The following is a 13,746-nucleotide window of genomic DNA, read 5'->3' as shown; positions in this document are numbered from 1 at the left end:
TACCTTCTCATTGGTATAATGAAAAAACATATTTGTTTTCAATGACTTGATTCGAATCTATACCGCCCGGCAGACCATGCCGGGCGATTTGTTTCAAATCCCGGCGCATTTCGTAACCGGGGTTTCCGACCATGCGATCCTCCATGATCGCGGCGCTTCTCTGCGCTGCCTCTTCCCTCGCTATCACCGCCGCCGCCAAGGCCGACGCCATCGGGCCGACGGTCGAAATCACGCTTGGAGGCGGCCAGGAAAACGGCGCCGTCGGCGGCTTCGACATCTTCCTGCCCTTCGCTCTCGGCGAGGGCTCGATCGGCTTCGGCGACCTGCGCGGCCACATGAACAACGACCAGATGACGCAGGCGTCGCTCGGTCTCGGCTGGCGCATGAACCTCGACGGCGTCTGGACCGTCGGCGCCTATGGCTACTACGATTATCTGCGCACCGGCCGGGACAATGATTTCCACCAGATTTCGGCCGGCGCCGAGCTGATCTCGCGCGACATGGTCTTCCGCATGAACGGCTACCTGCCATTCGGCGACGCCTATGGCTCGGCCAGCGACGCCAACGCCGCGATGATCGAAGCGGGACGACTGGTGTTCCGCGCCGGCCAGGAGCACGCGCTGGCCGGTGTCGACGCCGAGGCCGGATTCCGCCTGCCGATGTTCGACGCCAAGTCCGCCACCCAGATGATGCTCTATGGCGGCGGCTACTGGTACGACGGCGACAAGCTGGACGACATCACCGGCATCAGCGCCCGGGCCGAACTGTCCTTCGCCGACCTGCCCGGCTTCACGCAGGGCTCCACTTTCAGCCTGTCCGCCGGCTTCACCTATGACAATGAGGACAAGGCCGAGGCGCAGTTCCTGGCGCGCCTGCGCATTCCGCTCGGCAAGGCTGGGCCTGCCCTCGCGGCGCGCGATCCGCTGATGCAGCGCGTCGAGCGCGCCAATTTCATTCGCACGGCCGTCGGCGCCACCGGCGACGCCGAAGCGGCGATCTACGCCGATACCGGCCGGGAAGTCGGCGCCGTCGTCCATATCGCGCCCGGATCCGCCGGCTCGCCGACAGGGCGAGGCGCCCTCCCCGGCGATTCCGCCCTGATCAATGCTGCCCTCGAGGCCGCTGGCGAGAACGCCCTGATCATCGCGGACGGTGTTTTCCAGATCGACCAGACCGTCCTGCTGCAAACGGGCCAGTTCATCGTCGGCAACCAGGGCGGGCTCGAGATCGTCGGCGCGCGCAGTGGCGGCAGCGCCATCTTCACGGCCGGCTCGACGGCGACGCTCTCCGGCACCAATTCCAATGCGGACGTGCTCGCCATGGCCGATGACAGCGGCGCGGTCGGCCTGTCGATACGCGGCGGTCGCGACGGCGTCGCGGCGAAGGGTGTCGAGAACGTCACGCTGCGCGGCCTCGACATCGCCGAGACGGCCAGCCACGGCATCTTCCTGAGCGAAGTCGACGGCGCGCTGATCGAGAACACGAGCATCCACGACCTCGCGATCTGCGCCAACAACACCACCTGCGAATTCTCGATCTTCAATCCCGACCGGAGCGTTCCCAATACGGCGATTTCGCTGTTCTCGGCCCGGGATGTGACGATCCGCGACGTCGAGATCCGGGACGTCACCTATGGCATCTTCGCCAATGCGGCCTTCGAGGACGATGACGACTGGAAGTCCTATGCCCCGAACCCGAGCAGCGGGCTGACGATCGAGAACGTTTCGATCACCAATACCCGGCGCGAGGCCATCCAGTTCGTCGGCGTCCAGGGCGCCACCATCCAGGATCTCACGATCGACAATTCGACGGTCGGCCGCACGATGGATCTGATGGTCATCATGTCATCGAGCGGCATCAGCATGGACGGGCTGACCCTGCTCGGCGGCGTCAACGCCCTGCAGTTCATCGGCCCCTCCGGCTTTGCCGACCCGGCCAGCGACATCCACGTCTCGAATGTCGTCATCGACGGACCGAGCCGCAGCGGTATCATGCTCAACATGGGCGCGAGCGACATCCACTTTTCGAACATCGTGATCCGCAATGCGGAGGACCACGGCGTCTATCTCTACGGACCGTCGATGAGCTTCTTCATGCCGACCGAAAACGTCAGCTTCGACAATGTCGTGGTGGAGAGCTCGGGCCTGGAGGCGGTTCACCTGAGCGGCATCCTCGGCAACATCACCGGCAATATCGAGGTTCGTCAGGCGGCCGGCGACTGCGTGGCAGATACCGGCCAGTGGACGCCGACCAAGCTGGAGCAGGATTCCGGCTCAAGCTTCGCCGTCGCGGGCACAGTGATCTCGCCCGGCACATTGGCTGCCAGCTGCCGGTAAGCTTCGACGGCAAAGCAACAAGTAGGGTTCACGACGGTGTCGTCCCGTCGCCTCAAGCGAAAGTGAACCCTGCTTGTGACCTCCGTCATAAAATCCGCACAGAGATCAGCTTAGTATGCGGACTATGAAGCGAGATCAGGAGAACCGTCATGGACGTTTCCACCGCCTGCTTCCCACGGGAGGCTTCACTGAACGAACTGCTGCATGAACCCATCATCGCGATGCTGATGGCAAGCGACGGCGTGCATTCGGACGATATCCGCGCGCTCTATCACAAGATGGAACGCCGGACCGAGACGCGGCACAATCGCGCCCGTGATCTCGAGGCGATGGAGCGTTGCTTCATACGGTGAGATGGGCGCGGACTTGTTCCGAGCCCATTTCGGATTGCGTGCCCGAGACCACGATCTCGCCGCGATCCATCACAGCGAAACGATCGGCCAGTTCATGTGCGAAATCGAAATATTGCTCGACCAGAAGGATCGCCATGGTCCCCTGCGCGCGCAGCCATTCGATCGCACGGCCGATGTCCTTGATGATCGACGGCTGGATGCCCTCCGTCGGCTCATCGAGGACCAGGAGTCGGGGCCGCATCACCAGCGCGCGCCCGATGGCCAATTGCTGCTGCTGACCGCCTGACAGGTCGCCGCCGCGCCGGCGAAGCATGTCCTTCAGCACCGGAAACAGATCGAACACATAATCGGGAATGTTGCGCTCGCGACGCGCGAGCGGCGCATAACCCGTTTCGAGATTTTCCTTCACCGATAGGAGCGGGAAGATTTCCCGCCCCTGCGGCACATAGGCGATGCCGGCCTTGGCGCGCTCGTGCGGCGCCATGCGGCCGAGTGGCTTGCCCTCCCACAGGATCTCACCGCCCGAGATCGGCTTCTGGCCGACGATGGCGCGCAACAGGCTCGTCTTGCCGACGCCGTTCCGGCCCATCAGGCAGGTCACCTTGCCGGTTTCGGCCGAAAGCGAGACATGGCGCAGCGCCTGCGCGGCTCCGTAAAAAAGATCGACGTTCTTCGCTTCGAGCATGATCAGCCCCTCTCGCGGTCTGGTTTGTTCGCTTGCGCCATGCGCGCCATCGCCTGGTTCCAGGCGGCCGACCGGCGCGACCCGCGCAGCCCGGACGGCGTTTCCTGCGGCGCCTCCGGCAGCGGGCACGCGTCGTCAGCGGCGGATTTGACGGGTTTCCTCATCGCCCCAGATAGACCTCGATCACCTTCGGATCGGCCGAGACGACGTCGAGCGAGCCCTCCGAGAGCACCGAGCCCTCGTGCAGGACGGTCACCTTGACGCCGAGGTCGCGCACGAAGGTCATGTCGTGCTCGACCACTACCACCGATTTGGTCTTGGCGATCTCCTTCAGCAGGATCGCTGTCTCAGCCGTCTCGGAATCGGTCATGCCCGCCGCCGGCTCGTCGACGAGCAGCAGCTTCGGCTCCTGCGCCAGCAGCATGCCGATCTCCAGCCACTGCTTCTGGCCGTGCGAGAGGTTGGCGGCGAGCCAGTCGCGCTTGTCGGAAAGGCGTATGGTTTCGAGGATCTCCTCCACCCTCGCAATCTCCGCCTTCGAGGTGCGGTGGAACAGCGTCGCGAACGGCTTGCGGTCGCCTGCCAGCGCCAGGTCGATATTGTCCCAGACCGTGTGGCTCTCGAAGACGGTCGGCTTCTGGAACTTGCGGCCGATGCCGAGCGAGGCGATCGCCGCCTCGTCGAGGCGGGTCAGGTCGGTGTCGCCTGCGAAATAGACGTCGCCCGAATCCGGCTTGGTCTTGCCGGTGATGACGTCCATCATCGTGGTCTTGCCGGCGCCGTTCGGGCCAATGATCGCGCGCATCTCGCCGGGCTCGATCACCAGCGACAGCCCCCGCAGCGCCTTGAAGCCGTCGAAGGAAACGCTGACGCCGTCGAGATAGAGCAGCGAATCCTTGGCCTTGGCGTTCGCAATCTGTGCATTTGCCGTGTTCATGGGGCTCACTCCGCTGCCTGGCCGACGGCGCCCGGCGCCACGACGTCCTCGATCGGCTTCTCCACCGGCTTCTTCCGGTCCCGGGCCAGAAGCGTGCCGACAACGCCCTTGGGCAGGAACAGGGTGACGAGCACGAACAGGCCGCCGAGCACGAACAGCCAGTATTCGGCCAGCATGCCGCTGGTGAACCAGGTCTTGCCGAAATTGACGAGCAGCGCACCGACGATCGGGCCGATCAGCGTGCCGCGGCCGCCGACCGCCACCCAGATCACCGCCTCGATCGAATTGGCCGGCGCGAATTCGCCGGGATTGATGATGCCGATCTGGGGCACGTAGAGCGCGCCGGCGACGCCGGCCATCATGGCCGACAGCGTCCAGACGACCAGCTTGTAGCCCTCGACCCGGTAGCCAATGAAACGAGTCCGGCCCTCGGCGTCGCGGACGGCGACCAGCACCTTGCCGAACTTCGAGGCAATGACCGCGCGGCAGATCCAGAAGCCGGCGGCGAGCGCCAGCGCCGAGGCGAAGAACAGCGCACCGCGCGTCGCGTCCGCCTGGATGTCGAAGCCCAGAATGTCCTTGAAGTCCGTTAGCCCGTTGTTACCTCCGAAGCCCATGTCGTTGCGGAAGAAGGCGAGCAGCAGCGCATAGGTCATCGCCTGGGTGATGATCGACAGATAGACGCCGGTGACGCGAGAGCGGAAGGCGAACCAGCCGAAGACGAAGGCGAGCAGGCCCGGCACCAGCAGCACCATGATCGCGGCGAACCAGAAATGGTCGAAGCCGGTCCAGAACCAGGGCAGTTCCTTCCAGTTCAGGAAGACCATGAAGTCGGGAAGGAGCGGATTACCGTAGGTGCCGCGGTCGCCGATCTGGCGCATCAGGTACATGCCCATGGCGTAGCCGCCGAGCGCGAAGAAGGCGGCGTGGCCGAGCGAGAGGATGCCGCAGAAGCCCCAGACCAGGTCGACCGCGAGCGCCAGCAGCGCATAGGTCAGATACTTGCCGAGCAGCGTCAGCACATAGGTCGGCACATGGAACGGGCTTGAGGGATCCATCGTCAGGTTGAGCACCGGCAGCAGGATGCCGACGCCGAGGATCGCGATAAGGACGATCGCGGTGCGACGGTCGAGCGCGCGCAGGAGGAAGGCGGTCACCATGTCTGGAGCCCTTTCTTCGCCTCTCCCTGAGGGAAAGGTCGGCTCGAAGAGCCGGGTGAGGGTTTGGCGGCTGCCGCCGCAATCGCAAGCATCCGGGCGATCATGCCTCCACCGCCCGGCCCTTCAGCGCGAACAGGCCGCGCGGGCGCTTCTGGATGAACAGGATGATGAAGACGAGAACCAGGATCTTGCCGAGCACGGCGCCGGCATAGGGCTCGAGGAACTTATTGGCGATGCCGAGCGTGAAGGCGCCGACCAGCGTGCCCCAGAGATTGCCGACGCCGCCGAACACCACGACCATGAAACTGTCGATGATGTAGCCCTGGCCGAGATTGGGGCTGACATTGTCGATCTGGCTGAGCGCGACGCCGGCAATGCCGGCAATGCCGGAGCCGAGGCCGAAGGTGAGCGCGTCGACCCAGGGCGTGCGGATGCCCATGGAGGACGCCATCGGCCGGTTCTGCGTCACCGCGCGGGTCTGCAGGCCGAAGGCGGTGCGCTTCAGCACCAGCATCAGCGCCGCGAACACCACCAGCGCGAAGACGACGATCCACATGCGGTTGTAGGTGATGGTGAGGTTGCCGAGCTCGAAGGCGCCCGACATCCAGGAGGGATTGCCGACCTCGCGATTGTTAGGGCCGAACCAGGTGCGGACGGCCTGCTGCAGGATCAGCGACACGCCCCAGGTGGCGAGCAGCGTCTCGAGCGGCCGGCCGTAGAGATAGCGGATCACCATGCGCTCGATCAGGACGCCGACCAGGCCGGCGACGAGAAAGGCGAGCGGCAGCGAGATGGCGAGCGACCAGTCGAACAGCCACGGCATGTTGTTGCGGATGAGTTCCTGCACGACGAAAGTCGTGTAGGCGCCGAGCATGACCATCTCGCCATGCGCCATGTTGATGACGCCCATGACGCCGAAGGTAATGGCGAGCCCGATGGCCGCGAGCAGCAGCACCGAGCCGAGCGAGATGCCGTAGAGGATGTTCTGCGCGCCGTCCCAGAGTTGGAGCGTTCCCTGGATCGAGGTCAGCGCGCTCTGCGCCGCGGCCTTGACCGGACCGTCCGCCGAGGCGGCCTCGATCGTCGTCAGTTGGGCGAGCACGTCGCGGCCGCCCTTCGCCTGCAGCACGCCGATCGCCGCGATCTTGTCGGCGTCGGAGGCTTCCGATTTGAGCACGGCGGCGGCGCGCGCCATCTGCAGAGTCGTCGCGATGCCGGGATCGGTCTCCTTGGCGATCGCCTCGTCGAGCAGCGGAATCTGGGCCGGGTCGCCGTTCCTGAACATGTCGGCCGCCGCGGCGCGACGCTTGGCGATATCGGGACTCATCAGCGTCAGCGAGCCGAGCGCGGTGGTGACCGCCTCGCGGATCGCATTGTTGACCCTGATCTTCTCGACGTCGCGCGAACCGGCCGTGCCGGCATCGGCGCCGGTCAGCGGATCCCTGAGGCTGAAGCCGCCATCCGCCTTTACCGCCGCGAAGACGGCGCGATCGGACTTGCGCACATAGAGATCGCCGGCGCCGAGCGCCTGCAGCACGGGCGCCACGGCCGGATCGCCGGTTGCCGCCAGCGCGCCGACGGCCTCGCGCAGCGCCGCATAGCCATTCTTGCCGAGCCCGTCGACCAGCGGCTTCAGATCATCCGCGCGGGCCGGCATGGCAGCAACGAGGACGAGAGCCAGGATGGCGAAAAGGGCCTTGCAGCGTTGGATCATGTCGACCACGGATTTGTCCTCGGTAGCTGGACAGGAGTTGGCGGGCCGCCCGTCGGTCGGGGCCCGCGCAAACGCGGCGGAGAGTTCGTCCTTGCCCGACCCCTCCCCGAAAACGCGAAGGGCGTTTTCGACCCTCCCTCAAGGGGAGGGTTCAAGCGGAGCCCAACCCGGCGATCCGGTCTCGCGATTCACCAGCCTCGCGAAATCGCTCCGCCCTGAACCCTCCCCTTGAGGGAGGGTCAAAACCGACATGGCCGGTTTTGGGGAGGGGGCATTTCCGCTGATGAAGCCAGTCCGGGAGGCGGACGCGCCGCCTCCCGACTTCTTGGGACGTGAGGATCGGGTCAGGAACCCTTGCCGCCGCACTTGCCGGTCGCGACGTTGAAGTTGCCGCAGGCCATCGGAGCGCGCCAATCCGCGATCAGGTCCTTCGAGTCCGGCAGGTAGTCGGACCATTCGTCGCCGACCACGAGGCCGGGGGTCTGCCAGACGACATCGAGCTGGCCGTCTTCCTGGATTTCGCCGATATAGACGGGCTTGGTGATGTGGTGGTTCGGCATGATGGTCGAGAAGCCGCCGGTCAGGTTCGGCACGGAGACGCCGATCAGGCCGTCGATCACGGCGTCAGGCTCGGTGGTGCCGGCCTTCTCGACCGCCTTCACCCAGGCGTTGAAGCCGATGACGGTCGCTTCCATCGGGTCGTTGGTGGTGCGCTTCTCGTTGCCGATGAAGGCGCGCCACTTCTTGATGAACGCCTCGTTCTCCGGCGTGTCGACGGACTGGAAGTAGTTCCAGGCGGCGAGATGGCCGACCAGCGGCTTGGTGTCGATACCGGCCAGTTCTTCCTCGCCGACCGAGAAGGCGACGACCGGAATGTCGGTCGCCTTGATGCCCTGGTTGCCGAGCTCCTTGTAGAACGGCACGTTGGCGTCGCCGTTGACGGTGGAGACGACGGCGGTCTTCTTGCCGGCGGAGCCGAACTTCTTGATCGCGGCGACTTCGGTCTGCCAGTCGGAGAAGCCGAACGGCGTGTAGTTGACCATGATGTCCTCGGCGGCGACGCCCTTCGACTTCAGATACGCCTCGAGGATCTTGTTGGTGGTGCGCGGGTAGACGTAGTCGGTGCCTTCGAGCACCCAGCGCTTCACGGCGCCGCCGTCCTCGCTCATCAGATAGTCGACGGCGGGGATCGCCTGCTGGTTCGGCGCGGCGCCGGTATAGAAGACGTTCCGCTCGCTCTCCTCGCCCTCATACTGGACGGGATAGAACAGGATCGAGTTCAGCTCTTTGAATACCGGCAGCACCGACTTGCGGGAAACCGAGGTCCAGCAGCCGAACACGACCGAGACACCGTTCTGGCTGATCAGCTCGCGCGCCTTCTCGGCGAAGAGCGGCCAGTTCGAGGCCGGGTCGACGACGACCGCCTCGAGCTTCTTGCCGAGCACGCCGCCCTTCTTGTTTTGCTCGTCGATCAGGAAGAGGACGGTGTCCTTGAGCGTGGTTTCGGAAATCGCCATCGTGCCCGACAGCGAATGGAGGACGCCGACCTTGATGGTCTCCTCCGCGGCGACGGCGCTGGTCACGCCGGCGCCGATCATGGCTGCCGTCGCGAGCGCGCCGATGGTCCGGCTGATGTAGCTCATCGGTATCAATTCCCCCTGTTCGGCCCTTGGTCCGGCGGGTCGCGCCGGATGGAGCGGTTTCTGTTCGAACATCGTGGAACGGGATCGGCGGGATTTCGAAAGCGGGCCGATCCCGTTCTTGGGGGCAAGTGTCGGCAGTTTTGGCAGTGCAGCATATACGTCGATTGACGTAGGTGGGCGCGGGCAGAGAGGCTGGGCTGGACGGATGCGTCCCACCCTCGGCCGTCATCCCGGCGAAGGCCGGGATCCAGACGCGCCGGCCGGCAGCCAGAAGGCTGGGCCAAGGCTTCTCTGGCCCAAGACTTCCTGGCCGGTGTTCATGGGCCCGGCCTTCGCCGGAGCGACGGTGCCTTGCCCATGGGCCCCGGCCGCATGGCGACCCTTCGGTGTTGCGCGAAGGTCAGCAAAAACGTGAAAGGCCTGGCAACCCGGTGGAATGGGCCCCGCCTCGGGGCCGGGGTTACGGCGGAGGAACGCCTCCAATTTCGCCACCTTCCACCTTGCGCCGCCCCACGGGATCGCGCATCTTCGCTTAATTCCTAGGCACGCCCAGAAGATGAGCAGAGACGCGATGGCCGGACGACAGCGGATCCTCCCCGTCCGCCGCGACTACAACCGCTGGGTCGCGAACCAGACGCTGGAGGACTACGCGCTCCGCTTCACCGCGAAGAGCGCCCGCCGCTGGACCACGCCGCGTGTCGCGCAGACGGCGATCGGCGCCATCTCCTTCCTGGCGCTGGAGGCGATCGGCGGCGCCATCACCTTGTCGCACGGCACGGTCACCACCCTCTACGCTACCGCGATCGTCGGCATCGTCCTGCTGCTGACCGGCCTGCCGATTGCCCGCTACGCCTCGCGCTACGGTGTCGACATCGACCTTCTGACGCGAGGCGCAGGCTTCGGCTATATCGGTTCGACCGTCACCTCGCTGATCTACGCCACCTTCACCTTCATCCTGTTCGCGATCGAAGCCTCGATCATGACAACGGCGCTGGAGATCGCCTTCGGCATCCCGATCTGGCTCGGCTACATATTGAGCGCCGTCATCGTCATTCCGCTGGTGACGCACGGCATCACCTGGATCAGCCGCTTTCAGATCGTCACCCAGCCGCTCTGGATCATCCTCAACATCCTGCCGGTCGGCTTCATTCTCTGGCAGGAGCCGGGCGCCGTCGCCGCATGGCTCGCCTTCGAGGGACCGGCGCCGACCGAGGCGAGCCCGGCCTTCGGGCTGATCTCGCTCGGCGCCGCCTGCTCGGTCATCCTCGGCCTGATGCCGCAGATCGGCGAACAGGTGGACATCCTGCGCTTCCTGCCGGCCCAGGGCCTGGAAGGAAAACGCGGCCGCATCGCGACGCTCTTGGCCGGCGCCGGCTGGATTCTCGTCGGCGCGCCGAAGCTGCTGTTCGGCTCGTTCCTCGCCGTGCTGGCGCTGCGGCACGGGGTGCCGGCCGAGCACGCCGCCGAGCCGGCGCGGATGTATGTCGTCGCCTTCGGCTATGTGCTGCCCTGGCAAGATGCGGCCCTCTTCCTGACCGCCGCCTTCGTCGTCGTCTCGCAATTGAAGATCAACGTGATGAATGCCTATGCGGGCTCGCTCGCCTGGTCGAATTTCTTCTCGCGTCTGACGCACAGCCATCCCGGCCGTGTCGTCTGGCTGATCTTCAACGTCGCCATCGCGCTGCTCCTGATGGAGCTCGGCATCTATCGGGCCTTGGAGCAGACGCTCGGCCTGTTCTCCGTAGTCGCCGTCGCCTGGCTCGGCACGATCGTAGCCGACCTCGCCATCAACAAGCCGCTCGGCCTGTCGCCACCGGGGATCGAATTCAAGCGCGCCCATCTCTACGACATCAACCCGGTCGGCGTCGGCGCGATGGCGATCGCCACCGCGCTCGGCCTGATGGCGGCAGTCGGTCTCGCCGGGGCGGTGGCGCAGGCCTTCGCCCCGTTCATCGCGCTCGGCGTGGCGCTCGTGGCGGCCCCCCTGATCGCCTGGGGAACGGGCGGCCGCTACTATCTCGCGCGAAAACCGCGCGCGCATTGGCACGCGATGAAGGAGATCCGCTGCACGGTCTGCGAACACTATTTCGAGCCGGAGGACAGCGCCTATTGCCCGGCCTATTCCGGGCCGATCTGCTCGCTCTGCTGTTCGCTCGACGCCCGCTGCCATGACCTCTGCAAGCCGCATGCGCGGCTGCAGAACCAAGTCAGCATCGCCGTGGCCAAGGTATTGCCGACCGAGGTCGCGGCTCGCGTCGGCCCGCGCGTCGTGCAATATGCCGGCGTGCTGATCTTGTTCATGACGGTGATCAGCCTGGTGCTTCTGCTGATCCACGTGCAGGCGACGTCCTATCAGAACGTGCACGAGAGCGGCTTTGGCGACATCATCGGCCAGACGCTCTGGGCGGCGTTCTTCATCCTCTTGATCGTCTCCGGCATCGTCGCCTGGTTCCTGGTGCTCGCCAACGAGAGCCGGCATGTGGCGCAGGAGGAATCGGCGCGGCAGACGACACTGCTGCTGCGCGAAATCGAGGCGCACCGGAAGACGGACGCCGAATTGCAGCGCGCCAAGGAAGTCGCCGAATCCGCCAACCAGGCGAAGAGCCGTTACCTCGTGGGCCTCAGCCACGAACTGCGCACGCCGCTCAACGCCGTCTTCGGCTATGCCCAGATCCTGGAGCGCGACGAGGCGATCCCGCCGACGCGCCAGGGCAATATCAGCGTCATTCGCCGCAGCGCCGAGCACCTCTCTGGCCTCATCGACGGCCTCCTGGAGATCTCGCGCATCGAGACGGGGCGGCTACGGCTGCAGCGCGACGAGATCCGGCTCGGCGACTTCCTCAACCAGCTCGTCGACATGTTCCGCTTCCAGGCCGAGACGAAGGGCCTCGCCTTCCGCTTTGAACGACCGGAGCAGCTGCCGGAGGTAGTGGCGACCGACGAAAAGCGGTTGCGCCAGATCCTGGTCAATCTGCTCTCCAACGCGATCAAGTTCACCGATCAGGGCGGCGTCACCTTCCGCGTCGCCTATCGCAGTCAGATCGCGACCCTGACCGTCGAGGACACCGGCCCGGGCATCGCCGCCGAGGATCTCGACCGCATCTTCGAGCCGTTCGAGCGCGGCAGCGGCGCGCAGGCGCTGGCAGCCCCCGGCACCGGGCTCGGGCTCACCATCACCAAGATGCTGGCGCAGCTGATGGGCGGCGACATCCGGCTCACCAGCCGCCCCGGCGCCGGCAGCCGGTTCGAGGTGCGCGTCATGCTCACCGCCATCGACCGGCCGGCGCCGCTGCCGTCGCCGGCCAAGCGGGTCTTCGGCTATCAGGGCCCGCGCCGCGTCATCCTCGTCGCCGACGACGACCCCGATCATCGCGAGTTGGTGCGGCAGATCCTGGAGCCGCTCGGATTCACCGTGCTTGCCGTCGCTGACGGCCCCGCCTGCCTCGCGCTGACCGCCGACATAAGGCCCGACCTCTTCCTGCTCGACATCTCGATGCCGGGCATGACCGGCTTCGAGCTGGCACGGAAGCTCCGGGACAACGGTCACGCCGCGCCGATCGTCATGCTGTCGGCGAGCCTCGGCGAGATGCAGCCGGAGCCGGCCGAGGACGCGGCGCATGACGCGGCGCTGCCGAAGCCATTCGACATGCGCCAGCTGCTCGACCGGATTCAGGTGCTCCTGCAGCTTGACTGGATCGACGAGCCGCCGGCGCCGAATCCCGAACCGCAAGCGGCGCCGCTCAGGAGCCCCGGCGCCGACCATGTACGCGAGCTTCTCGACCTCGGCCAGATCGGCTATGTCCGCGGCATCGAGGCGAAGCTCGACGCCCTTGCCAGCGAGGCGGACAACCAGCCCTTCGTGGCGGCATTGCGCGCGCATCTCCGCGATTTCGATTTCGACGGATACCAGGCGACGCTGGAAGAGGTGAGCGAGCATGAGTGAGACGACGCACGGCCGCGACATCGTCCTCGTCGTCGACGATTCGCCGGAGACGCTGAGTTTTCTCACCGAGGCGCTGGAGCGCTCTGGCGCCACCGTGCTGGTCGCGACCTCGGGCACGCGGGCGCTGACGCTGGTCGAGCGGATCACGCCGGACATCGTGCTGATGGACGCCGTCATGCCCGGCATGGACGGCTTCGAGGCCTGCCGGCGGCTGAAGGCGAACACGGCGCTGGCGCATGTGCCTGTTATCTTCATGACCGGCCTGTCGGAGACCGAGCACGTTCTCGAGGGGCTGGAGGCGGGCGGCGTCGACTATGTCACCAAGCCGATCGTGCTCGATGTGCTGCTCGCCCGCATCCGCGTCCACCTCGCCAATGCCCGCACGGCACAGAGCGCCCGCCTGGCGCTCGACACGGCAGGGCGCTATCTGCTCGCCGCCAATCGCGAGGGCGAGATCCGCTGGTGCACGCCGCAGGCGGTGAAGCTGCTCGAAACCACTCTGCCGAGCTCGGACGGCCATATCCGCCTGCCCGAGAGCATCCGCATCTGGCTGCGCGTCTCGGCCGGCGAGCGCGGCAGCGGCACCAGCCAGCCCGGCCCGATCCCGGTCGAGGGCGGACGGCAGTTGCAGCTCGCCTTCGTTGGCAAGACCGGCGAGGACGAGTTCCTGTTCCGCCTGTCGAGCGAGGACGACAACGGCCAGGAGGCGCTGCTGCGCCGCCAGTTCACCGTCACCCAGCGCGAGGCCGAGGTTCTGCTCTGGATCGCGCGCGGCAAATCGAACCGCGACATCGCCGAGATCCTCGGCCTGTCGCCGCGCACCGTGAACAAGCACCTCGAGCAGGTCTACCAGAAGCTCGGCGTCGAGAACCGCGCCTCGGCCGCTGTCACCGCGCTCGCCGCACTCGGCGAACGCTAGATCGCGCGATCCCAACTCTGTGATCGCCATCACACGGCACGGCTTTCGTGGCTAAT

General features: G+C 66.0%; 9 protein-coding genes. 4 read left to right on the top strand and 5 right to left on the bottom strand.

All coding sequences use genetic code 11. The annotated features are described in order from the left end of the window. The first annotated feature begins 131 nt into the window (after positions 1–131). The gene (locus G342_RS0100195) at positions 132–2,336 is read left to right on the top strand and encodes an inverse autotransporter beta-barrel domain-containing protein (RefSeq protein ID WP_026303963.1); all 2,205 of its coding nucleotides are present in this window, start codon (positions 132–134) and stop codon (positions 2,334–2,336) included. Positions 2,337–2,485: 149 nt separating this feature from the next. Beyond that, positions 2,486–2,689: a hypothetical protein gene (locus G342_RS0100190; protein ID WP_018181073.1), complete on the top strand. Its 204-nt coding sequence runs from the start codon at positions 2,486–2,488 to the stop codon at positions 2,687–2,689. Here the strand turns inward: G342_RS0100190 and urtE are convergent. The 5 genes from urtE to urtA all read right to left on the bottom strand — a co-directional run bounded on the left by urtE (position 2,679) and on the right by urtA (position 8,783). Continuing rightward, positions 2,679–3,374 (bottom strand): urea ABC transporter ATP-binding subunit UrtE, encoded by a 696-nt coding sequence (gene urtE, locus G342_RS0100185; protein WP_018181072.1) that lies wholly within the window; start codon positions 3,372–3,374, stop codon positions 2,679–2,681. The two genes, G342_RS0100190 and urtE, sit on opposite strands and share 11 nt — an antisense overlap. 160 nt (positions 3,375–3,534) lie before the next feature. Further along, entirely contained in the window at positions 3,535–4,311 is a 777-nt protein-coding gene (urtD, locus tag G342_RS0100180; protein WP_018181070.1) for an urea ABC transporter ATP-binding protein UrtD, read from the bottom strand. Positions 4,312–4,316: 5 nt separating this feature from the next. Continuing rightward, complete coding sequence (gene urtC, locus G342_RS0100175; RefSeq protein WP_018181069.1) at positions 4,317–5,471, bottom strand: urea ABC transporter permease subunit UrtC; 1,155 nt, start codon at positions 5,469–5,471, stop codon at positions 4,317–4,319. A 100-nt stretch (positions 5,472–5,571) separates the two neighbouring features. Beyond that, the gene (urtB, locus tag G342_RS0100170) at positions 5,572–7,185 is read right to left on the bottom strand and encodes an urea ABC transporter permease subunit UrtB (protein ID WP_040877960.1); all 1,614 of its coding nucleotides are present in this window, start codon (positions 7,183–7,185) and stop codon (positions 5,572–5,574) included. A 344-nt stretch (positions 7,186–7,529) separates the two neighbouring features. Then, positions 7,530–8,783 (bottom strand): urea ABC transporter substrate-binding protein, encoded by a 1,254-nt coding sequence (gene urtA / locus G342_RS0100165; RefSeq protein ID WP_198010715.1) that lies wholly within the window; start codon positions 8,781–8,783, stop codon positions 7,530–7,532. Positions 8,784–9,399: 616 nt separating this feature from the next. On the opposite strand from urtA, the gene G342_RS0100160 reads away from it, so the two are divergent. Both G342_RS0100160 and G342_RS0100155 read left to right on the top strand, forming a co-directional pair. Further along, positions 9,400–12,771: an ATP-binding protein gene (locus G342_RS0100160; RefSeq protein WP_018181066.1), complete on the top strand. Its 3,372-nt coding sequence runs from the start codon at positions 9,400–9,402 to the stop codon at positions 12,769–12,771. Next, entirely contained in the window at positions 12,764–13,690 is a 927-nt protein-coding gene (locus tag G342_RS0100155) for a response regulator transcription factor (protein ID WP_018181065.1), read from the top strand. Before G342_RS0100160 ends, G342_RS0100155 begins: the two co-directional genes overlap by 8 nt. Positions 13,691–13,746 lie beyond the last annotated feature (56 nt).

The sequence above is a fragment of the Kaistia granuli DSM 23481 genome, assembly GCF_000380505.1.
Lineage (GTDB): Bacteria > Pseudomonadota > Alphaproteobacteria > Rhizobiales > Kaistiaceae > Kaistia > Kaistia granuli.
This window is presented reverse-complemented; position numbering and strand designations above follow the sequence as displayed.

Bases quoted from the DNA above. Each gene is read 5' to 3' on its own strand.
- G342_RS0100195 (WP_026303963.1), top strand. From the start codon at position 132: ATGCGATCCTCCATGATCGCGGCGCTTCTCTGCGCTGCCTCTTCCCTC.
- G342_RS0100190 (WP_018181073.1), top strand. From the start codon at position 2,486: ATGGACGTTTCCACCGCCTGCTTCCCACGGGAGGCTTCACTGAACGAA.
- urtE (WP_018181072.1), bottom strand. From the start codon at position 3,374: ATGCTCGAAGCGAAGAACGTCGATCTTTTTTACGGAGCCGCGCAGGCG.
- urtD (WP_018181070.1), bottom strand. From the start codon at position 4,311: ATGAACACGGCAAATGCACAGATTGCGAACGCCAAGGCCAAGGATTCG.
- urtC (WP_018181069.1), bottom strand. From the start codon at position 5,471: ATGGTGACCGCCTTCCTCCTGCGCGCGCTCGACCGTCGCACCGCGATC.
- urtB (WP_040877960.1), bottom strand. From the start codon at position 7,185: ATGATCCAACGCTGCAAGGCCCTTTTCGCCATCCTGGCTCTCGTCCTC.
- urtA (WP_198010715.1), bottom strand. From the start codon at position 8,783: ATGATCGGCGCCGGCGTGACCAGCGCCGTCGCCGCGGAGGAGACCATC.
- G342_RS0100160 (WP_018181066.1), top strand. From the start codon at position 9,400: ATGGCCGGACGACAGCGGATCCTCCCCGTCCGCCGCGACTACAACCGC.
- G342_RS0100155 (WP_018181065.1), top strand. From the start codon at position 12,764: ATGAGTGAGACGACGCACGGCCGCGACATCGTCCTCGTCGTCGACGAT.